This is a genomic window from Streptomyces sp. NPDC028928 (assembly GCF_055564915.1).
The window spans coordinates 364,280-384,988 of the sequence record NZ_JBVHVI010000001.1; the positions used below are offsets into that span (position 1 = coordinate 364,280).

The following is a 20,709-nucleotide window of genomic DNA, read 5'->3' on the forward strand; positions in this document are numbered from 1 at the left end:
GTACTCCTCGGACAGTCGGCCGCGCCCCATGAGCACGGCCTCGCCTCCCCTTCTTCGGGCATTGTCAGTGGCACGGCGTAGCGTGTGATCATCGAACCAGCACTACGGGGGAAGGCCGACGCATGGGCACGCGTGTGGAAAAAGGCGGGTACACCGCGGAGCTGACGGACGATCTGGAAGTCGTCTACCGCAATCCGCAGGGGCGGAAGCTCAAGAAGATTCCCGAGGCGATCGTGGGTGCTCCGGGGCTCGCAGCCCTGCTCGGGGCACGGACGCATCTGCGGAAGCACCGTGAGGCGTGTCGCCTGCGGGCGGCTGAGTGGGCGCGAGCCGGGGTGCGCGTGCCGCGTGCCCTGGCCGAGGCGGACCCGCTGTGGCGGGAGGTTCTGGAGGCCGAGTCCGTCCAGCTCACCGACGAGTTGGGGGACGGCGGGCTGTGGGCCCGTACGTATGCCGGGTTCGACGGCCGCACGCTGACCCAGGTGCTTCCCGAGCAGCTCATCCCGTACCGCGACCGCTTGATGCGCGGGCAGCACTGGGAGCCGGACGGCTGCTTCTCCACCGGCATACCGGACCCGTCCGACGGTGTGCTTCCCTTCCCCGAGCGGGTCATCGCCGCCCACCCCGGCTTCGAGGAGCTGGCGACCGAGAAGCTCCTGCTCCTGCAGGACCGCACGGGTCAGTGGCGTTTCGTCTTCAAGCAGGACATCGACGGTGTCCTCCAGGGCCTGGAGGAGTCGGCCCCCGCACTGCTGATCACGCTCCTCGACGAGATGGCCGACCTCGCCCTGCGGGAGGGTGAGCACGCGGCGGCCGCCGCCTGGTTCGGGCGGGCCCGCACCGCCGAGCGGGTGCAGGCGCGCAAGGCCGACAAGCAGTGGCTGCTGGACCGGTACCTGACGTACGCCGAGGGCAAGGCCCTCTCCGCCACGGTCCTGCGGGCCTGGGCTCGCGAGCTGGCCGTCAAGGGAGAGGCGACCGAGGCGGACCTCTCGCGCTTCCGCCAGGTGGTGATCCGTCGCGTCCAGGCGTCGTCCGAGGTGTACCCGCAGCTGGCCGCCGATGTGCGCAAGCTCGCCAAGGCCGCCGGCCGGGACCCCGAGAGGGAACTGGCCACTCTGCTCGGGGAGATGTTCGCGGTCGGTGGTGTCTCGCTGTCCGACGACAAGTTCTGGACCGACTGCCTCAAGGGCCCGGTCATGGACCTGCTGGGCAGCCGCGCCCCGGAGGCCGCCCGCCAAGTGCTGAAGCTGCGTCCTCGCCGTTTCGGCGACAGCTCCACGGTGTGGCGGGAGCTGCTGGAGCGCACCGGTGCGCTCGCGCTGCTCACCGGCGAGGTCCCGGGGCTGCCCGTCGGCGAGGCCGCCGCCTGGCTGTCCGCGTGCATCCGGTCGAACAGTGACGGGAACGGCCCCTGGCCCGTGATGTACGAGATCGCCGAGCGGATCGCGCCGAAGCTGGCTGCCGACGGTGTGCCCGTGGAGTTCCGTTATCGGCGATTCGGCGAGTACAGCGACGGTAAGACGCCTCTCGATCTGATCGACCTGCTGCTGGAACACGGAGCCCCGGTCGCCGATCCTCCGGAGCTCCTCGGCCCGTCGCAGCTGTACCACATCCAGCTCAGCCACCGGCCGAAGCTGGAGCACCTCCTGGCGGACGAGCGTTTCGCCCGGGAGCTGCGGGCGCGGGTACGCGCCGACGTGGAGATGACCACCAAGGACCTGGCGTCGAACAGCTGGTACCAGCCGCACCAGACCAAGGGCTGGGACCGGATCCCCCAGCTGTTCGACAATCCGGTCGGGCACGAGGAGATCCGGGCCTGGTTCGGCCGGGAGCGGGCGAAGTTGCGCGCGGGGGTCGACTTCGAGGAACTGGTCCTGCTGCTCGGCCGGCTCGTTCACGTGGGCGTGGCGGTGGACCTCCTCCTCAAGGACGCGGACGCCGCTGCCGAGTTCGCGGCGGTGGACGTCATGCCGCTGCTGATGGCGGAGCTGCCCGACACCGTCTCGCGTGCGCAGGTCGAGGAGTTGCTGGGGAGGCTGGAGCCGTCCTACGTCGAGCGGGAGGGTGTCACGGGGCCCAATCGCGGTCCGATCCTGGAGGCGCTGCCGCAACTGGGCGAGCCGATGCAGAACCAGGCAGCTCGTTGCCTGGTCATGGCCGTCAACTGCCGTGCGGGACTGGAGCGGCTGGTCCGCCGCCTCGCCCCCGGCGAGGGCGAGGTGCCGCCGACCGCCGGCGCGCGGCCGGAGGAGCCGGAGGACCAGGTGAGCCGTCAGATGGTGGCGCTCGCGAAGGACGGCACGGCAGTTTGGGGAGGCGATCTGGCGCAGGCCACCACCACGTTCGACCGGATGCCCCTCAACGGGCGGTTCCGTCGCACGCACGCGTGCGCCGCGGCACTGGCCCTGTGCGCCGTCTCGTCGCGGGCGAACGGCTCTGCGGCCCGGTCGCTGATGATGTACGCCGCCCATGCCTTCGTCACCGGTGAGCCGGGCCACTGGCGGATCGTCCACTGCGAGGTTCCCGAGGACCGTGCCGACATCAACGCTCCGCTACCCGGGACCGTCTTCCGGACGGACACGTCCGTCGCCTACGTACTGACCAGTGCGGGCAGGGACCCCCGGCGAACGCTGTGGGAGTACTCCCCGGACGGGACCTTTCCGGAGGACGGCCCACTGGCTTCCGCGGGCGTGAAGCTCACGCGTGCCCACGTGCTGAAGCCGGTCCGTCCCGGCGGCTGGTTCACGCGCTTCGCCGAGCTGTACCGCAAGCACGGCCCGGCACCGGCCCGCCCGGAGCTCGCCGGAGCCTTCGCGGAGCGGCTGGGCCTCTCCCCGGCGGAGGCCTCCGCGCTGCTGACCGCACACGTCCCCTGCGCGCCGCACCAGTTGGACGAGGAGGACGACTACCGCTCCGACCACTACTCCACCGACCTGGAGCCCTGGAAGATCCGGCACAAGGAAGCGGAACAGGCGGTTGCCGCACTGACCGACGCCCTCGACCCCCGGTTCCTCACGACTCTCTACGACAAGCTCCTTCCCGACGATCCCGAGCAGCTGTGGATCACAGGCCCCGACGTGGAGCGGGCCGCCGCATGGTGGCTGGAGGAGCTGGGCAGCCCCCTGCCCGTACCCACCGCGCTCCTGCCCCTCGCCGGCAAGGAGACACTCCCGCCGCAGGGCGAGGCGGCCATCGCCCGGCAGAAGCGCCGGGGCGGCCGTGGCTGGTGGCCCCACCTGCGGCTGCCCGCCCTCCTCGGCCGCCTCGCCACCGGGGCGGACTGCCTGGCTCCGCACCGCGCGGGCCTGGCGGGCGAACCGCACCTGCTGGCCCTGCCGAGGATCGCCGCCTGGCTCGCCTACCGCACCCCGGCCGGCGACCCGTTGCGCCCCGTGATCGGCGCGGCGATATCCCGGCTGTGCGAGGAGCGGGCCTCGGCCCCCGGCCCGCTCACTCTCTTCTCCCTGCAGAGCAACTACCTGATGGGCGCGCCCCCTTCGACCGAGGCGCTCACCGCTCATCCGGCGGTCACGGAGGTGGCCGACGCGGCGTACGACATGCGTCATCTGCGTGTGGACCCCGCCGCGCTCAAGGGACCCGATGATCCGCTGCTGGACACCTTGGACACCTACCTCGACTCCGTACTGCCCTCGCAGTGGCTGCCCAGCCCCTCCGGACTGCCCGCCGTCGCGGACCTGCGGCTGCTGCTGAGCGACGACTTCGCCGCGCTCGGGAAGCACCTGGCCATCGACGGCGAGCGCTCCCCTGGCTGGGAACAGGACCCCGCGCGGTCCGTGCCGCATCTCGTCGAGGACTGCGCCGCGGTCTTCGGGCTGGGCAGGGACGCCGCGTCGCTGTACCTGATGCTGCTGGCACTGCCGGACCCGTCGGACCGCAACGTCAAGGCGTGGACCGGATGGAAGCCCAGCCGCTTCAAAGAGGCGCAGGCCGAGCTGGAAGCGTCGGGCCGAGTGCTGCGGGCCGTCCGGTCACGAGCGGGCCGCTCCCTCTTCCTGCCGGGCACCTGGCAGGAGCGGAAGCCGCCGCGTCTCCCGATCGAGGCGTCGAAGCTCGGTCTGCTGCCGCTGGCCAGGGAGCACCGGTCGACGTCACACCTGGCCGCGGTCCCCTCCGCGCCGCTGCCCGTGCTGTTCACGCGGGCGTGGGACGGCGTAGCGGCCGGCGTGGCAGCAGCCCCGAGGTAATACCGATGAGGTCATACCTCTGAGGTCATACCTCTGACGAAGCGCTGCGAGGTCGGAACCTCGAGCCGGCCGGGGATGCGATTGGGAGCACGCCGGAGCCGGCATCAGTCAACCAGCATGACGGATCGAGGTCTGGGGGCGGAAGGTGCGGCGGTAGGCCTGGGGGCTGACGCCGATGGCGGTGTGGAGGTGTTGGCGCAGAGAGGCGCCGGTGCCGAAACCGGCTCTGTGGGCGACCAGGTCGATCGGCCAGTCGGTGGTCTCCAGGAGGTGTCGTGCGAGGTCGACGCGTTGCCGGGTGAGCCACTGACCGGGGGTGCTGCCGACTTCGTCGCGGAAGCGGCGGCTGAAGGTGCGCACACTCATGTTGGCGTGGGCGGCAAGGTCGGACAGGGTGAGCGGTTCGACCAGGTGCTGCACGGCCCATGCTCGGGTGGCCGCGGTGCTGCCGGTGGATGGATCGGGCACGGGGCGTCGGATGTACTGGGCCTGGCCGCCGTCGCGCCACGGCGGTACGACGCAGGAGCGGGCGACCTCGTTGGCGATGTGGCTGCCGTGGTCGAGGCGAACGATGTGCAGACACAGGTCGATGCCCGCCGCGACTCCGGCGGAGGTGAGCACGTCGCCGTCGTCGACGTACAGGACGTCGGGATCGATGCGGGTGGTCGTGAACATGCGCTGCAGCCGGTCGGCCTCGCGCCAGTGTGTGGTGGCGGGGCGGCCGTCGAGGAGGCCGGCGGCGGCCAGGACGTAGGTGCCCGTGCAGATCGCGACGATCCTCGTGCCGGGGCGGATGGCGGACAGGGCATGGCGCAGCGGGCCGGGCAGGCGGCCTTCCTCCCGTATCGGTCCCAGCTGGTGGGAGGGCGGGACGACGACGGTGTCGACGGTGGCCAGCACAGAGGCGTCGTGGGAGACGGCGAGGTCGTAGTCCGCTTCGGCGCGCACGGGGCCGCCGTCCACGCTGCATGTGGTCACGGAGTAGAGCGGGTTGCCGTCGCTGTCGCGGGCGGCGTTGAAGATGCGGGCAGGGATGCCGAGTTCGAAGGGGACGACGCCGTCCAGGGCCAGAACGCCAACACGGTGCATGGCCGGATCCTTTCAGGACATGGCCGTCACGACATGACCGGGGGTTGTGCCGACCAGGCAGTCTTGGGCCGTGCACGGCCCCGCCGGCACGAGAATCCCCTGTACCTCCGCGGAAGGAACACCTTCATGTCCCAGCCCGTCACCACCCGTTCCACCATGCGTGCGGTATCCCAGGACAGGGCCGGAGGCCCCGACGTCCTGAAGGTCATCGAGACGATGCGACCGGAGCCGGGCCGGGGCGAGATCCTGGTCCGGGTTCACGCGGCGGGTGTGAACCCCGCCGACTGGAAAACCCGCGAACGCGGTGTCTTCGCCACCGGGGCGACACCTCCCTTCATCCTCGGCTTCGACGTGGCCGGAGTCGTCGAGGCCGTCGGCGCGGGCGTGACGCTCCACCAGCCCGGTGACGAGGTGTTCGGGATGCCCCGCTTCCCGCACCCCGCAGGCGGGTATGCCGAGTACGTCACCGCACCGGCCCGCCACTTCGCCCCGCGCCCACGCGGCCTCGACCCCATCCAAGCCGGTGCCCTGCCGCTGGCCGCGCTCACCGCGTGGCAGGCCCTGGTCGACACCGCTCATGTCCAGCCAGGACACCGTGTCCTGATCCATGCCGCCGCCGGTGGTGTCGGCCACCTGGCCGTGCAGATCGCCAAGGCCCGCGGCGCGTATGTCATCGCCACCGCCAGCGCCGCCAAGCACGACCTGCTGCGCACGCTCGGCGCCGACGAACTCATCGACTACCGCACCCATGACGTCGGCGAGACCGTCCGCGACGTCGATGTCGTCCTCGACAGCATCGGCGGACCCGACTGGGCGCGCTCCCTGCGCACCCTGCGCCGGGGAGGCACCCTCGTCTCGATCCTGCCGTTCGACGACACCTTCCCCACCCGGCAGTGCGAAGCAGCCGGGGTGCGAGCGGTGTTCATGCTCGTCGAACCCGACCAGCAGGGGCTGCGGGAGATCAGCGCACTGATCGAGAACGGCCGCCTGCGGGTGATCGTCGACAAGGCATTCCCACTCGAACAAGCCGCCCGGGCACACGCGTTGGGCGAGGCCGGCCACACCACCGGAAAGATCGTCCTGACTGTCGCTGCTGATCCCGAGCTCCCGTAAGCTCGCCTTCCGGCGCCCGCCTGGAACGGCAACACGCGCCAAGGCCCGGCTCACGCGTGGCCCTGCTGACCAGCGGTGCCGTGATCGCCGATCAGCCCCGGGACGCGCCGGAGGCGGACGCGTCCACCAGTGAGAGCCGGCTGCCCTCCGCCGGGGTACGCACGCTCATTTACCGAGGTCGACTAGGTACGCGTGCTCAGGCACGCTGTCCGGAACCGGTCGTAGCGTGCACCGCATGCACATAGACCATGCTGCTCGCGGCCCGGTGCCGCGGGTGGGCATCACAGCGGTGGCGTCCTGCCTGCCGGACTCCGAGATCACCTCCCGGCACCTCCAGGAGCAGGTAGCCGCGGCCTCCGGGCTGCGCCTGCCGGTACGGATGCTCGAACGGGCCACCGGCATCGTCGCCCGCCGGGCGGTACGGCAGGGTGAGTACGCCTCCACGCTGGCCGTGCGGGCCGCGCGGACCGCGCTGGAGCGGGCCGGGCTGACGCCGTACGACGTGGACCTGCTGGTGTTCGCCTCCGCCACCCGGGACGTCGCCGAACCGGCGACGGCGCACATCGTGCAGGCCGAACTGGGGTCCCGGGCCCACGCGTTGGATGTGACGAACGCCTGCAACAGCTTCGCCAACGGCATCGACACCGCCCGCGCGATGATCCTGGCCGGCCGGGTCCGCCGGGCTCTCGTGGTCACCGGGGAGACCCCGAGCCGGGCGGTCCGGTACGCCCCGTCCAGTCCCGAGCAGCTCCGGGACGGCTTCGCGGGCTACACCTTCGGTGACGCGGGAGCCGCGGTCGTGCTGGAGGCGGTCGACCGGGGCGGAATCCTGGACGTGGACACCGAGACGCACTCCGAGCACTGGCGGGTCGGCGGGATCTTCGGGGGCGGTTCGCGTCACCCCCGCGGGGACGAGTACACCTACTTCCGCGGGGACGGAGCCGAGCTGCGGGACGTGTTCGAGAAGGTCGGCACCTCGGTCCTCGACCGTATGCGGCAGCGCACCGGACTCGGCTGGGACGACTTCCGGCACGTTCTCGTCCACCAGGTCACCGTGCCGTACCTGGAGCGGTTCGTCGAGCTCACCGGCGTACCCCGGGACCGGCTCGTCGTCACCGTGCCGGAGCTGGGCAACATGGCCAGCGCCACGCTGGGTGTGCAGCTGGACCGCGTGCACGCCGGACTGCGCCCCGGCGACCGGGTGCTGTTCGTCGGCCTGGGCGGCGGCGTGAGCATCATGACGATGGTCTGGGAGAAGGCATGAGCGCCCTGTGGGTGGTGGTGCCCGCACACCAGGAGGCCGCGCGGATCGGCGCGACGCTGGAGGCGCTCGCGGCCCAGCGGGACAGGGACTTCGCCCTCGTCGTCGTGGACAACGCCTCCACCGACGCGACCGCCGATGTGGCGCGCGGCTTCGCCCGCCGGGCGCCCTTCCCCGTGCACGTGCTGCGCGAGGAGGAGAAGGGGGTGGGCTGCGCGGTGGACACCGGTTTCCGTTACGCCATCGGGCGCGGCGCGACGCTGCTGGCCCGGACCGACGCCGACTGCCTGCCGCACCCCGGCTGGACGGCCGCGGCACGCGATGCGCTGGGGCGTGGCGCCGGTCTGGTGTGCGGGCGGATCGAGGCGCGGCGCGACGAGCACAGGCCGTTCGGACGGGCGGTGTTCCGGGGTCTGGTGCATCTCGCGGCCCTGTTCGGGCGCGTACGCCCGGCGCACCGGCGGCGGCACGGCTACCTCGCCCCGTACCGGATGCACGCCGGGAACAACATGGCCGTCACCGCCGCGCTGTACGAGGCCGTGGGCGGGATGCCGCGCCGCCCCTCCCCCACCGACCGGCTCTTCTTGAACCGGGTCCGCCGGCACACCACCGCCATCGTGCACGCCCGCGACATGATCGTGGAGAACTCGACCCGGCGGCTGCGCGCCTACGGCCTGATCGGCACCGCCCGTTGGTACCTCGACAAGGGCCCGGGCCGGCACGGGGAGGATCCGCGCTGATGCTCGACGCGCTCACCCATGCCCTGCGCGCCCATCCCGGCCGGCCCGCCGTCCTCGGCGCCACCCGGACGGGCGCCACCCGCGTCAAGGCCACGTACGGGGACCTGGCCGATCTCACCGACCGCTACGTCGCCGCCTTGCACGCGCACGGTGTCGGTCCGGCCGGGACCGTCGGCGTCGCCGTACGGCCCGGGCCGCGGGCGCTGGCTGTCATGCTGGCCGTGCACCGGCTCGGCGCGCGGGCGGCGGTGCTCGACCCCGGTGCCGGACCGGACGTGCTGCGCGCCCGGCTGGCCCTCGCCCGGCCCGGCCTCGTCGTCGCCGACGCGGCCGCGCAGGCGGTCGCCGGGTGGGCCCGGCCGCTCGCCCGCCGGGCCCGCCTCGCGCTGCCGGACCTGGCCGAGCTGGGTCCGGTGGTCACGGTCGGGCCGCGGCTGCCCGGCTGCGCGCCCGCCATGGCCGGCGGCACGCGGGGCGTGGTGCCGCCGCGGCCGGTGGACGACGACGCGGACGCGGTCATCGTCTTCACCTCCGGTACCACGTCCCGGCCGCGCGCGGTGGTGCACACCCGCTCCTCGCTGGCCGCCGGCATGACCGCGGTGACCGACCTGGTACGTCCGGAGCCGGGACGGCCGGTCCTGGGCGGGACGTTCTTCGTCCTCGTACCGTCCCTCGCGAGCGGCGCACCGGTCGCGCTGCCCGCTCGGTCCCCGCGCGTCCTGGCCCGGCAGCTGAGCGAACTGGCCCCGACGTCCACCTATCTGACCCCACCTCAGTTGCGGTCGGCGCTGGCGCGGGGGGCCCGTTTCACGGGCCGGGTGTGGACGGGTTCGGCCCCGGCGAGCACCGGGCTGCTCACCCGCGTCAAGGAAGCGGGCGCCGAGGAGGCCTGGGGCGTGTACGCGCTGACCGAGATGTTCCCCGCTGCGGCGGTGGAGCAGGCCGACAAGGCCGCGTACACGGGCGCCGGCGACCTGGTCGGCGTACCGCTTCCGGGAGTGGCGGCGAAGGTGGACGCGTCCGGTGAGCTGCTGCTGTCCGGCCCGGCGGCCCGCGACCGCTGTCTGGGCGAGGAACCGGACCCGTGGGTCGCCACCGGTGACCGGGCCCGCCTGGAGGAGGGGCGGATCGTGCTGGAGGGCCGCGCCAAGGACATGGTGCTCAGGCGCGCGGAGAACATCTATCCGGGGCTGTACGAGCCCTCGCTGCACGTGCCCGGCGTCGAATTGGCGCTGCTGGTCGGCGTACCGGCCGATGACGGCGACGAGCGTCTGGTCGCCGTCGTGCAGCCGGGGCGGGGAACCGACCGTGCGGCACTGCGGGCGGCGCTGGACAGGCCTCTCCAGCGGATGGGATCCGCCCGGCCCGACGCGGTCCTGTTCACCGAGATTCCGTTGTCCGGGCGCTCCCGCAAGCCCGACCGGGCCGCCACCGCCCGGCTCGCCGCCCGGCGCCTCGCGGAAGGGGGCCGCACGTGACCGCCCTGCCGGCGAAGTCGGCACCGCCGCTGTGGGTGGTGGTGCCGGCCTACAACGAGGAGGCCGGGATCGGGGCCACCCTCGCCGCGCTCGCCGACCAGACCGACACCGACTTCGCGCTGGTCGTCGTCGACAACGCCTCCACCGATGCGACCGCCGACGTGGTGCACCGCTTCTCCGCCGGCGCGCCCTTCCCCGTGCACGTGGTCCGGGAGGAGGAACCGGGCACCGGCGCCGCCGCCGACACGGGGTTCCGGTACGCCATCGAGCGCGGGGCGGCGCTGCTCGTCCGTACGGACGCCGACTGCCTGCCCGCCGCCGACTGGATCGCCGCAGCCCGCGCCGAGTTCGGCCGGGGTACGGAGCTGGCCTGCGGCCGGAGCGTGCCGCGCCGGGACGAGCACCCCTCGTTCGCCGAGCGGTACCTGCTGCCGGCGGTGGTGCGGACGACCGCGCTGTACGGCCGCTACCGCAGGGCCCACCGCCACCCGCGCTACCGCGCACCCTACGTCCTGTGCCACGGCCACAACCTCGCTGTCACGGCCGATCTGTACCTGCGCTGCGGAGGCTCGCCGCGCGTGCCGCTGGAGGGACCGCCCGAGGACGTCGCCCTGCTCAACCGGGCGCGTCGGCACAGCGACCGGATCGCACGGGCCGAACGGATGGTGGTGTACAGCAGCCTCCGCCGGCTGCGGGCGTGGGGCGCCCGCAGGACCTTGTTGTGGAACTGGGACCGCCGCTTCCGGCCCGCCGACCCGCAGGAGGTGCACATCCGATGACCACGCTTTCCGGGGCCCGGGCAGCACGGCGCAGGGACCGACGCGTGTACACGCGCTCTCACCCCGCGCTGTTCGCGCTGCTCGCCCTCTCCCGCCGCCGGGCCGTGAGCCGCCTGGGCGGCACCGTGCTGGTGCACGGCGAGGATGCGTACCGACACGCGCTCACCCGCGTCCCGCTGGACCGCACCGCGGGCGGCACCACCGGCGGCGCCGCCCGCGAGCTGTCCGCGGGCGGCGCGCTGTTCGACCAGGAGGGCACCGGTCACCGCGCCGCCCGGCGGGCGGTCGCCGACCACCTCGGCGCGGCGGGTGTGCAGCGGCTGCGCCCCGTGTGGCGCCAGGTCCTCGACCACCGCCTCGCCCCGCTCGGCGCGGGCCGCGCCGTCGACCTCGTGCCGTTGGCCCGCGAACTGGCCGGGGTCACGGTCCGGGCGCTCCTGGACGTCCCCGGGGACCCGGAGCACATCGCCGCGGCTGCCGCCCGCGCGGCGGCGGCCGCCGTACGCGACCATCTGCCCGGACCCCGGCCGCCCGGCACCGCCCGGGCGGCCGCCGCGGCGGCGGGGCGGCTGGAGGCTCTGCTCTCCCCCGCCGGGTCCGTAGAGCGTGCCGAGGAGTCGGCCCTGCGGGTGATGCTCGCGGTCGCCGCCGTCAACACGACCGTGGCGGCCCTCCCGCGCGCCGCCGCCTGGTGCGCGGACGCGGCGCTGTGGGACCAGGCCGCCGACGACCGGCTGCGCCCGGTCCTGGTGGGCGAACTGCTCCGGGTGACCGCGCCCTCTCCCCTGCTGCCACGCGTGGCGGCGGCCGCGGCGGACCTCGACGGCTGCCCGGTACGGGCCGGGGACCGGCTGATCCTGGTGGCCCGGCACGCCGCGCGGGCCCACAGCGACCCTCCGGACGCCCATCGGCCCGCCCCGCCCGCCGTGGCCCAGCTCGTCTTCGGTGCCGGACCCCACGCCTGCCCCGGCGCCCGGCTCGCCCGTGCCCAACTGGACGATTTCCTCGCCGCGTTGGCCGCGTACCGCCCCGCCGTCGTCCACGCCCGCGTGGACCGGCGCGCCGCGCTGCCCGGCTGGCGGTCGCTCAGCGTCCGAGCCACGCGCGGAACACAGGAGGATCGATGACCACCGTCGCCGTCACCGGTGCGAGCGGCTTCTGCGGGTCCCACGTCGCCGTCGCCGCCGCCGTCCGGGGATTCGAGGTGCTGTGCGTCGGGCGGCGGCCGGGGCCGCTCGGCCGGCACATACCGTGGGACGCCGCCCGCGAGGTGCCGGATCTGTCCGGCGCGGACCTCGTCGTGCACTGCGCGGCGGCGGTCGGCGATCCACTGCCCGGCTCCCGTGCCGAGGCCGCGATGCGGGCCGTGAACGTCGACGGCACGGCGCGGCTGATGGAGGCGGCTGCCGGACGGCCGGTGGTGTGGGTGAGCAGCGCGAGCGTGTACGAGCCGGGACCCGGCCGCTCCCGCATCACCGAAGACCACCCGGTGCGCGGCCAGTTGAACGCGTACGGCCGCACCAAGGCCGCCGGGGAGGCCCTGGCGCTCGCCGGCGGCGCCGTCGTCCTGCGGCCCCGGGCGGTCTACGGCTCCGGGGACCCGCATCTGGTGCCCCGGCTGCTCTCCCGCGTCCGACGCGGGCTGCTCCTGCTGCCCGGCCCCAGTGTCCGCCTCAGCCTGACAGCCGTCGAGAACCTCACCGACGCCTGCCTCACGGCGGCCGACTGGCCTTCCGGGGCCTACAACATCGCCGACCCGGCGCCGTACGACCGGGACCAGGCCGTGCGGGCCGTCCTTCAGGCCCACGGCGTACGCGCACGGATCCGCCACGTTCCGGCGCCCGTTGCCCGTACGGCGGCGAGGGCTGCGCAGCTTCTGGCCGGACCGCGTTCCGGCACCGAGCCGGTGCTCACCCCGTACGCGGTCGACCAACTAGCCACCTCGGTCGTTCTGGACGTGTCCAAGGCCGAGTCTCAGGGATGGACAGCTGGTCGCCTCCTCACGGACTATGCGGCTGCCATAGCCACCCATTGCTGAACGAAGGGTGGAAGGCGGCCCCACCGCGTTGGCGATTCGTGGCGTGGTTGGCACACTGCTGCCCTGAGCGATGCTCGGATGTATCGAGACCGGTGTCCAAGGGGGATGACCAGCGTGGCGACGACCGGATTGGCCGCGGCGATCGAGGAACTGCGGCAGGAGCTGTACAAGGCCCAGGACCGGGGAGCCGGGCAGCAGTTCGCCTTCCAGATCGAGGAAGCCCAGCTGGAGCTGCTGCTGGAGCTACGGAAAGAGGGCAAGGGGGACGGGAAGCTGCAGTTCGGGGTGGCGACCGTCGGGGCGGGCGGGTCTGGTTCTTCCACTCGTACCCACAAGTTGACACTGAAGCTGCAAGTGAAGGATCGGGCTGCGGGCGGCACCAGCCCCGAGATCAGCCAGAACCAATCGGGCGCCTGGGACGACGGCGAGGACTGAGTTGGACCCCCGCAGGCTGGCAGACGTCCGAAGCGGCGATGCGGACCGGCACCACAGCCTGGCCTCCGGCTACCTGATCGCGGCGAGCCTCGTACTCACGGCCCGGCACGCTGTCGTGAACAAGAGCACCGGTGCTCCGTGGCCGCGGATCGACGTGCGCGTGGGGCATCCCGGTCCCGACCACGAGGCAAGGGAGCGGCGCGCTGCGACGGTGTGCTGGATCCACCCCGGCGGCCGCGATGTCGCTCTGCTCCTGCTCGAAGCCCCGGTGGAGGTGCCCGGTACGGTGCGCTGGGGCCGGCCTGCCGGAACTGACCCACTGCCCTACAAGGCCCTGGGTTTCCCCAGAGCGGTCGTGAAGGCCGATGGGCAGCGCAACGTCGAGTACCTGCACGGAACGCTTCCCCCCTTGGCCGGCGGCGCCGCTCCCCATGACCTTTATGTCCTGGCGGTGGACGCCGCTCCGGCCTGGCATCCGGGCGGCGGGCAAGCCTGGGGAGGCGCATCCGGCAGCGCCGTTTTCTGTCACCAGCATCTCGTCGGTGTGGTCGTACATGACGACGACGCCTACGAGAACCGCCGGCTGCACGCCTGCCCCGCTCATACGTTCATCGCCGATCCCGGATTCGTCGCGTATCTGCAGCACCACGGGGACGGTGCACCGAAACTGGTTCCCCTCACCGCGCAACCACTCACCGGGGCTGACACCGTGCTCCAGGGACCTGTGAGGGACATCGTCCCGTCCCTGGCCCTCTGTCTTCCGGATGCCACACCGAACTTCACCGGCCGGCAGGCCGAACTCGACGCCATCCTCCGTACGTGGGACCCCCGCTCCCGCGCCCCTGACTCCCGGGAGACGGTCGTCGCGATCGCAGGGCTGCCCGGCGTGGGCAAGAGCGAACTCGCCCTCCAAGCCGCACGGTTGGCGGAGGAGCAAGGGTGGTTCCCCGGCGGGGCGCTGTTCGTCGACCTCCGGGACTACGAGGAGGGCGACGACGAGGCCGCGGGCGCGGCGCTGTACGACCTGCTGCTGGCCCTGGGCGTGCCCGGGGAGCGGGTCCCGAGGCGTACCGGCCAGCGCAGCGCGCTGTACCGGAAAGTCCTTGCCGAGCGGGCCGAGCAGGGGCAGCGGTGTCTGGTCGTCGTCGACAACGCCTCCGGTCCCGAACAGGTCCGTCCGCTACTGCCGAGCACAGGGGGCGTCATCACCTCTCGCCGGATGCTCACCGGTCTCGACGGCGTGCGGCCGATGAAGCTGGAGGTGCTGGGCCCGGACGACGCCGTCTCCCTCGTGGAGAAGGTGTTGGGCGAGGGGGACGGGCGCATGGCGGAGCACCGGGGGCGGGCCCGGGAACTGGCGCGGCTGTGCGGGCACTTGCCCCTCGCCCTGCGGATCGCCGGGGCCTTGCTGCGCGAGGATCCGGCCCTGGGCCTCGATGAGCTGGTCGCGAGACTCGCCGACGAACGCGAGCGGCTGGCCGAGTTCGTCCATGACGACCTCGCTGTCCGTGCCGCTTTCGACCTGTCCTACGAGCGGCTGGCCGAGTCCGACGCCCGCCTCTTCCGACTGCTGTCGGTGCGGCTGGGCAGCGACTTCTCCACCGAGACGGCCGCCGTCATCGCCGACGAGGGCATCCCAGCCGTAGGACGCGCCCTGACGTCACTGTGCCGTGCCAGCCTCGTCGACCGGGGGACACCCGAGAACCGCTGGAGGCTGCACGACCTGATCAGCGTGTACGTCGCCGGCCTGGCCCACGAGCGCGACTCCCCCGACGACGTCCGCGCGGCCCGCGACCGGCTGCTGCACCACTACTCGGTGGTGGCCGAGGAAGCCTCCCGGCAACTGTGGAGCCCTGCGCATGCCGGGAAGTCGCGCTTTTCCTCGGAGCCGGCCGGAGCACTGGCGTGGTTCGACGCGGAGGCCGTGGCACTGGTCGCCGCGGTGGCCTCGTCCGAGGATGCGCAACTCCCGGACCTGGTGCTGCGGTTGTCCCGTAGCCTCGACGAATACCTGCTGCTGCGGCGTCGCTTCGGCGACTGGCTGGCCATCGCGGAACGAGCGGTACGCGCGGCCCGTGAGCTGGACCAGGAAGAGGAACTGGCCGCCGCGCTGGATCGGCAGGGAAGAGCGCTGGCAGAGCAAGGGCGACTGCTGGAGGCCGTCGATCCGTTGCGGGAGGCGGCCGGCACCTATCACTCGCTGGGCCATGCCCGGGGCGAGGGCGTCGCCCTGAGCCATCTCGCGCGGGTCCTGGCCCGCCAGCGGTTGTTCGACAACGCGACAGAGGCCTTCCGTCAGGCAATCCGTCTTCAGCAGCGTCTCGGCGACCTGCCCGCCGAGGCGGCCGCACTGCTCGGTCTGGGCGAGACCCTGCGCGAGAGAGCGATGTTGCATCCGGTCCAGGAGCTTGTCCTGCTGGAGACGGACAAGCTCCTGGAGGCGGCCGAATGTGGCACGCGGGCGGTGTTCCTGAGCCGCCGGGCCGGGGACCTGTACGGCGAAGGCAAAGCGCTCCGGCTGCTGGGACGGGCACGGGCTCACCTCTACGCGGCCTCCGCGGACGCACGTCCGGGAGCGGCGGCCGACTTCATACGACAGCACCACAGAGGACTGGACACCGATCGCAGGGCAGCCGCCATGGTGATCGCCCTGGAGAGGAAGGAGCTGGAGCTCCAGCTCCAGGGCCGGCCACAGGACAACCGGTCGGCGCTGCGGAAGGCGGTGCGGCACCTGGAGAGATCGATCGACATCTTCCGGCAGTACGGAGACTGGTACAGCGAAGTCCTCGCCCTCATCGACCTCGCCTTCGCCCACGGCACCGGACACCAGCGCGAAAACGAGGCAGCCGCTCTGGACCGGGCGCAGGCGATAGCGGAGGAGAGCGGGGACCCGCATGCCGAGGCGTTCGTGCTGCGTGGCCGCGGAGAGGCGGCGGAGCGTGCCGGGCAGTACGACGACGCGGCCTCCCTGTTCGAGCAGGCATGCCGCCTCTTCCACGAGACGGACGACCCCTACGAGGAGGCACCGACCCGCAACCGCCTCGTCCATGCCCTGGTGACGGCGGGCCGTATGACGGAGGCCACGGCACACCTGAGCCGTGCGATGGCACTGTCGACGCATGTGACCGTGATGGCCTCCGACCCTGCCGAGGCCACCGAGCAGGCGAGCGTGGGCGCGTTCATCGACGCCATGATGCGCAGTTCCACTCGCGTTCGCCGAAACGGAGACGTCTGACTGACCATGTCAGACACCAAGCTCCTGCACGTCGGGCCGCACAGCCTGCCCCGCCCGGAAGCGGGTGGTTCGGCGCACTCGTCACCCGCCGGCGCGGGGAGCCGGCCGACCAGCCCGGCGAGAGCATCGGCGACTGGCGCCCCGGCGTGCCGATCGGCCACGCACCCGCCCGCTTCACCCCCATCACCGACCCGCGGACGCCCACTCCTGCCTGACCCCTCCCCCGGGACCGGGCAGGAACCACAGGGGTAACGGCCCGAACGCCGGCCCCCTTGCCACCTCCCCCTTGCCACCTCCCCCTTGCCGTCTCCTCCTTGCCGCCTCCCCCATCGACAGAACACGAAGGACCGGTCCATGACCACTGCCCGCCGTGCCACGCCCGACGACGCCGAAGGCATCACCCGCCTGCGATCGGAGCTGATCCTCTCCCGACCGCTCGATACGGCCTGGCTGGCCCTGTGCCGGGACCAGCTGGCCGGACGCCTTCAGCCCGACGGCGACGCCCGGGCCTACGTCGTCGACGCGCCCGGCGCCGGACTCGTCACCTGTGCGCTGGCCCTCGTCAGCCCCGTGCTGCCCGCGCCTCGGTACCCAGAGGGACTGGCCGCGCGCATCCAGGCCGTGGCCACGCTCCCCGGTTACCGTCGCCGCGGCTATGCCAGGGCCGCCCTGACAGCGCTCCTCGGCGACCTGGAGCAAGAAGGCGTCACCCTCTTCGAGTTGCACGCCAGTGACGAGTCCAGGCCCTTGTACGAGGCCCTCGGCTTCTCCAGCGATCCCGCACTCATGCGCAGGACCGCGGTGCCGCGACCATCCGGTGAGCGCCACACGGGTGCCGCTGCCGCCGGCGACTGGGACACGATCCAGCGTCTGGCCGACGCGTTCAGCCGCCTCGACACCGAGAACGGGCTCCAGCCGGAGGAGCAGTGGACCCTGCAAGTGCTCAAGCTCGCCGAGGAGGTGGGAGAGGCCGCGCAGGCCGTCATCGGCGCCCGGGGCACCAATCCCCGGAAAGGGCACAGCCACTCATGGACAGACGTCGAGGACGAGATCGCCGACGCCGTCATCACCGGCATGGTCGCCCTGGCACGGCTGCGCCCTGACGCACGTGAACACTTCTCCGCCCTACTGGCCCGCAAATCGGCGCGTTTCCTTCCACCGAACGGTGCTCCGCGCCGGACCCCAACAGCCGACCAGGGCGTAGGGGGTCGAGCGCCACGGCTCCCGGACGAGGGCCCCGGGCCGGTACGAGCCGGTGGCCTCTAGGCCACTGCCTCGCGGAGGCTCCCGCGGGCTCGGCGGCACTCGTCAGTCCAGGATCGTGGCCATGCCACGGCGGCGAAGGTCGGCCAGCCCGTTCAGCATGGCCTCGATCTGCTCGGGAGAGTGCCCGACCCACCCCTTGAGTTCCGACAGGATGCGCACGGGCTCGCGTGTGCGATAGGAACGGGTGGGGTTGCCCGGGAACTTCCTGTCGGTGACGTTGGGATCGTCCTCCAGATCGCCGGTCGGCTCCACCACGTAGATCCGACCCGGTCCGTCGCCGGCTGCCAGCTCGGCGCCCCAGGCAGCGGCATCCAGGGTCTCGGAGACGTAGACGTGGCGGGAGGTGCGCCCTTCCTCGAAGTTGGACGCGTGGCCGGGGATCAACAGATCCCCCGGAACAAGATCGGCCTTCGTACCGTGCAGGTAGGTTCCTTCCTCGTACACCTGGAAGGGGACAGGGGCGCTGGTCATGGGCTACTCCTTCGGCCTGGGCCTGGGATAACAGGGAACCACAGCAGCTACCGCGGCTCGTGACGCGCACCACGAACAGGCCGACGGCACCGGCGAGCTAGCCGTCCACCAACGCTGCCACCAGGCGCGTCAGGGGAGGCCGTGGATCAGGTGTGCCCGGCCGGCTGGTCATCAGCAGATGGTGGGCGGTGCCGACGATGGCGAGGCTCACCGTGCACGGGTCGACAGTCTCCGCCACCCGGCCGAGCTTCTGCTCGTCCTTCAGGTAGCCGGCGATGGCGTCCTGGATCGCGGTGAACCCGGGGGCCCCTCCTTCCAGGGCCTCGCGGATGCGCAGCGCGGCGGCGGGGCGGGTCATGGCCAGGCCCGAGATGGCGGGACCGCCGGAGTCGAACAGCGCGAGGGCGACAGCTTCGAGGTTCCGCGTCACCGTGCCCTGGCCGGCGAGCCCCGACAGTGCCCGCGCCTTCGCCGCCGTCCGTGCGAACCGGTCGAGGCAGAGCTCGGCCACGAACTCGTCGAACCCGGCGAAGTGCGCGTGCAACAGTCCTTTGGCGCAGCCCGCCTCGGTGGTGACGGACCGGCTGGTGAGCGCGCCGGGCCCGTCCCTCTCCACGACACGCTCGGCGGCCGCGAAAAGCCGCTCGCGTACGTCCGGTGTCGCCACTCCGCGCGGTGACATGGGCTCCTCTTCCGTTCCGCCTCCGCCGCCCTCCAAGGGGGCGCCACCTTCTGGATGGTAGCGGGGATTGCCAGTATGGGCATGCGCCCATACTGTTTGGGCGTACGCCCATTCTCCGTCGCCCCTCACAGGAGGCACCCGTGCCGGACATCGTCAACGCTGAGCAGGCTCAGGCGTGGAACGGCCCCGAAGGAGCCCACTGGGCCCGCAACCAGGACCGCTGGAACGCCGTGAACGAGGGGTTCGACCAGCCCCTTCTCGACGCCGCCGGAATCGCTGAGGACCACTGGACCCTCGATGTCGGCTGCGGTTCCGGGCAGACCACGCGCCTCGCGGCGCTCCGGGCGCCCCAGGGGCGCGCGCTGGGCCTTGACCTGTCCGGTCCGATGCTGGCCGAGGCCCGGGCCCGCGCGGAGCGAGAGGGCATCACCAACGTCTCGTTCTGCCAAGGGGACGCACAGGCCCACCCTTTCGAGGCGGGGGCGTTCGACGCGGCGATCAGCCGCTACGGGGTGATGTTCTTCACCGATCCCGTAGCGGCGTTCGGCAACGTCGGCCGAGCGCTGCGCCCCGGCGGTCGCCTGGCGTTCGTCTGCCCGGCCGATGCCACGCTCAACGACTGGGTGACGGCGATGGCAGCGCTGCGCGACTTCCTGCCGGTCGGTGACTTCGGGCAGCCGGGGCTGCCCGGCATGTTCTCGCTGGCCGCGCCGGACCGCGTCCGCGACGTCCTCACCTCGGCGGGATTCACCGGCATCACCATCGAGCAGACGCAGGCCTACGGGGCATGGGGAGACGGAGCCGAGGACGCGGCGCGGTTCCTGCTGGGAACGGGCCCCGGTCGTCACCTGATGGAGCAGGCGGACCCGACGGCACGGGCCCGCGCCCGCCGCACCCTGACGGACCACCTGCGCGACCACGAGGCGACGGACGGCACGGTCCGGCTGCGCAGCACGTCGTGGCTGGTCACGGCGGACCGCCCGGGCGGCTCGTCGGCCAGGTCCTAGGGGTTTCGTTTGGATCATCGGGCGCCCCCGAGGGAGATCCGGCAATGTGCCTGCCGCCCTGGCTACCACGCCACGCACACGCTGCCCGATGGAGCAGACAGAGAAAGGCCCGCTCGCTGTCACAGGCGGGCCGGCGTTGCCAGGCGATCGGGGCGACGCTACTCGGTAGGACCTTCGGCCGCTGGGGCGGTGCTGCTTCCGTTGAGGGGGAACACGTCGCCGAACGCTGCGGTGCGATACTCCGCGTAGACCTTTGCAAAGGCCGTTGCCAGTACGAACAGGAGACCAACGATCGTGACGATGAGTGTGTAGCCGGCAAGAAGACCAGCAGGTCCGTGGCCGTCGATGGCCGCCCACAGGAAGGTGAGGATCAGGGCCGCGGTCATGAAGAGGCACAGCAGCATCCAAGTGAAGACTGTCAGCCGCAGACTCCGTAATTGGGTTTTGACCACCCGGCTTCCAAGCGTGTCCCCGTCTGTGTCGAATCCCGCTTCCCAAGCCTGACTCACGAGCTGCCGCGTGATCGTGGCCAGCGCGTGCATTTCGACGAACCCGAGGACCAGGATGACCATGATGGCGGCAGAGCTCATCGCGGCGTAGTCGTCCGTCATGGTCAGTCGGTAGTGGGATTTGAAGTAGGCGAGTGCCCCGAAGATGACGAGGGCTGAGAAGCCGGAGATCGGGAGCAGGGAGTCGATCCGCGATCTCCGCCAGTCTTCCCAGACCTCTTCGGCTGGTGATTGCGTCGTCGGTGGCATGACTGACGTCCCCCAAGGTCCTGTTCCCACTGCTCGCGGAGGGCCCGACCTCCGTCGTCGTGGTAGCCGTGCGCGTTTGAGGAAGACAGTACTCGGTGCCCAACCCACCAGACAGGAAGTTGTAAGTAGCTACGAAATCGCCACGCCTG

At 72.2% G+C, this 20,709-nt stretch carries 16 protein-coding genes; 12 read left to right on the top strand and 4 right to left on the bottom strand.

Annotated elements, in window-relative coordinates:
* The first annotated feature begins 122 nt into the window (after nt 1–122).
* Nucleotides 123–4,208 (top strand): hypothetical protein, encoded by a 4,086-nt coding sequence (locus ACZ4U1_RS01660; RefSeq protein WP_467898239.1) that lies wholly within the window; start codon nt 123–125, stop codon nt 4,206–4,208.
* Between the two features lie 108 nt (nt 4,209–4,316).
* On the opposite strand, the gene ACZ4U1_RS01665 is transcribed toward ACZ4U1_RS01660, so the two are convergent.
* Nucleotides 4,317–5,297, bottom strand: coding sequence for a GlxA family transcriptional regulator (locus ACZ4U1_RS01665; protein ID WP_467898242.1), 981 nt, complete (start codon nt 5,295–5,297; stop codon nt 4,317–4,319).
* A gap of 126 nt (nt 5,298–5,423) precedes the next feature.
* Between ACZ4U1_RS01665 and ACZ4U1_RS01670 the strand changes: the two genes are divergently transcribed.
* The 10 genes from ACZ4U1_RS01670 to ACZ4U1_RS01715 all read left to right on the top strand — a co-directional run bounded on the left by ACZ4U1_RS01670 (nt 5,424) and on the right by ACZ4U1_RS01715 (nt 17,642).
* Complete coding sequence (locus ACZ4U1_RS01670) at nt 5,424–6,410, top strand: NADP-dependent oxidoreductase (protein WP_467898245.1); 987 nt, start codon at nt 5,424–5,426, stop codon at nt 6,408–6,410.
* Nucleotides 6,411–6,645: 235 nt separating this feature from the next.
* The gene (locus tag ACZ4U1_RS01675) at nt 6,646–7,674 is read left to right on the top strand and encodes a 3-oxoacyl-ACP synthase III family protein (RefSeq protein WP_467898248.1); all 1,029 of its coding nucleotides are present in this window, start codon (nt 6,646–6,648) and stop codon (nt 7,672–7,674) included.
* Complete coding sequence (locus ACZ4U1_RS01680; RefSeq protein WP_467898251.1) at nt 7,671–8,411, top strand: glycosyltransferase family 2 protein; 741 nt, start codon at nt 7,671–7,673, stop codon at nt 8,409–8,411. The genes ACZ4U1_RS01675 and ACZ4U1_RS01680 overlap by 4 nt, the downstream gene beginning before the upstream one ends.
* Nucleotides 8,411–9,889 (top strand): class I adenylate-forming enzyme family protein, encoded by a 1,479-nt coding sequence (locus tag ACZ4U1_RS01685; protein WP_467898253.1) that lies wholly within the window; start codon nt 8,411–8,413, stop codon nt 9,887–9,889. Before ACZ4U1_RS01680 ends, ACZ4U1_RS01685 begins: the two co-directional genes overlap by 1 nt.
* On the top strand, nt 9,886–10,668 hold the full coding sequence (locus tag ACZ4U1_RS01690; protein WP_467898256.1) for a glycosyltransferase family 2 protein: 783 nt from the start codon (nt 9,886–9,888) through the stop codon (nt 10,666–10,668). Before ACZ4U1_RS01685 ends, ACZ4U1_RS01690 begins: the two co-directional genes overlap by 4 nt.
* A gap of 44 nt (nt 10,669–10,712) precedes the next feature.
* A complete protein-coding gene (locus ACZ4U1_RS01695; RefSeq protein ID WP_467898259.1) occupies nt 10,713–11,795 on the top strand; it encodes a cytochrome P450 in 1,083 nt (360 codons plus the stop codon).
* Nucleotides 11,792–12,706 (top strand): NAD-dependent epimerase/dehydratase family protein, encoded by a 915-nt coding sequence (locus tag ACZ4U1_RS01700; RefSeq protein ID WP_467898262.1) that lies wholly within the window; start codon nt 11,792–11,794, stop codon nt 12,704–12,706. The genes ACZ4U1_RS01695 and ACZ4U1_RS01700 overlap by 4 nt, the downstream gene beginning before the upstream one ends.
* 114 nt (nt 12,707–12,820) lie before the next feature.
* Nucleotides 12,821–13,141, top strand: a complete 321-nt coding sequence (locus tag ACZ4U1_RS01705) for a trypco2 family protein (protein ID WP_467898265.1) — start codon at nt 12,821–12,823, stop codon at nt 13,139–13,141.
* Between the two features lies 1 nt (nt 13,142).
* Nucleotides 13,143–16,376 carry a trypsin-like serine protease gene (locus ACZ4U1_RS01710; RefSeq protein WP_467898267.1) on the top strand — a complete coding sequence of 1,078 codons (3,234 nt, stop codon included), beginning with the start codon at nt 13,143–13,145 and terminating at the stop codon, nt 16,374–16,376.
* Between the two features lie 354 nt (nt 16,377–16,730).
* Complete coding sequence (locus tag ACZ4U1_RS01715; protein WP_467898270.1) at nt 16,731–17,642, top strand: GNAT family N-acetyltransferase; 912 nt, start codon at nt 16,731–16,733, stop codon at nt 17,640–17,642.
* Between the two features lie 42 nt (nt 17,643–17,684).
* On the opposite strand, the gene arr is transcribed toward ACZ4U1_RS01715, so the two are convergent.
* Together arr and ACZ4U1_RS01725 are read right to left on the bottom strand one after the other, a co-directional pair.
* Nucleotides 17,685–18,113 carry an NAD(+)--rifampin ADP-ribosyltransferase gene (gene arr, locus ACZ4U1_RS01720; protein WP_467898273.1) on the bottom strand — a complete coding sequence of 143 codons (429 nt, stop codon included), beginning with the start codon at nt 18,111–18,113 and terminating at the stop codon, nt 17,685–17,687.
* A 97-nt stretch (nt 18,114–18,210) separates the two neighbouring features.
* Entirely contained in the window at nt 18,211–18,795 is a 585-nt protein-coding gene (locus tag ACZ4U1_RS01725) for a TetR/AcrR family transcriptional regulator (RefSeq protein WP_467898276.1), read from the bottom strand.
* 140 nt (nt 18,796–18,935) lie between these two features.
* On the opposite strand from ACZ4U1_RS01725, the gene ACZ4U1_RS01730 reads away from it, so the two are divergent.
* A complete protein-coding gene (locus ACZ4U1_RS01730; protein WP_467898279.1) occupies nt 18,936–19,802 on the top strand; it encodes a class I SAM-dependent methyltransferase in 867 nt (288 codons plus the stop codon).
* Nucleotides 19,803–19,960: 158 nt separating this feature from the next.
* Here ACZ4U1_RS01730 and ACZ4U1_RS01735 read toward each other — a convergent pair whose 3' ends face one another.
* Nucleotides 19,961–20,560, bottom strand: a complete 600-nt coding sequence (locus ACZ4U1_RS01735; RefSeq protein ID WP_467898282.1) for a hypothetical protein — start codon at nt 20,558–20,560, stop codon at nt 19,961–19,963.
* Nucleotides 20,561–20,709: the final 149 nt, after the last annotated feature.

Coding starts and splice junctions, on each gene's coding strand:
- ACZ4U1_RS01725 (WP_467898276.1), bottom strand. CDS start 18,795: ATGTCACCGCGCGGAGTGGCGACACCGGACGTACGCGAGCGGCTTTTC.
- ACZ4U1_RS01700 (WP_467898262.1), top strand. CDS start 11,792: ATGACCACCGTCGCCGTCACCGGTGCGAGCGGCTTCTGCGGGTCCCAC.
- ACZ4U1_RS01715 (WP_467898270.1), top strand. CDS start 16,731: ATGACCACTGCCCGCCGTGCCACGCCCGACGACGCCGAAGGCATCACC.
- ACZ4U1_RS01680 (WP_467898251.1), top strand. CDS start 7,671: ATGAGCGCCCTGTGGGTGGTGGTGCCCGCACACCAGGAGGCCGCGCGG.
- ACZ4U1_RS01685 (WP_467898253.1), top strand. CDS start 8,411: ATGCTCGACGCGCTCACCCATGCCCTGCGCGCCCATCCCGGCCGGCCC.
- ACZ4U1_RS01670 (WP_467898245.1), top strand. CDS start 5,424: ATGTCCCAGCCCGTCACCACCCGTTCCACCATGCGTGCGGTATCCCAG.
- ACZ4U1_RS01735 (WP_467898282.1), bottom strand. CDS start 20,560: ATGCCACCGACGACGCAATCACCAGCCGAAGAGGTCTGGGAAGACTGG.
- ACZ4U1_RS01660 (WP_467898239.1), top strand. CDS start 123: ATGGGCACGCGTGTGGAAAAAGGCGGGTACACCGCGGAGCTGACGGAC.
- arr (WP_467898273.1), bottom strand. CDS start 18,113: ATGACCAGCGCCCCTGTCCCCTTCCAGGTGTACGAGGAAGGAACCTAC.
- ACZ4U1_RS01665 (WP_467898242.1), bottom strand. CDS start 5,297: ATGCACCGTGTTGGCGTTCTGGCCCTGGACGGCGTCGTCCCCTTCGAA.
- ACZ4U1_RS01675 (WP_467898248.1), top strand. CDS start 6,646: ATGCACATAGACCATGCTGCTCGCGGCCCGGTGCCGCGGGTGGGCATC.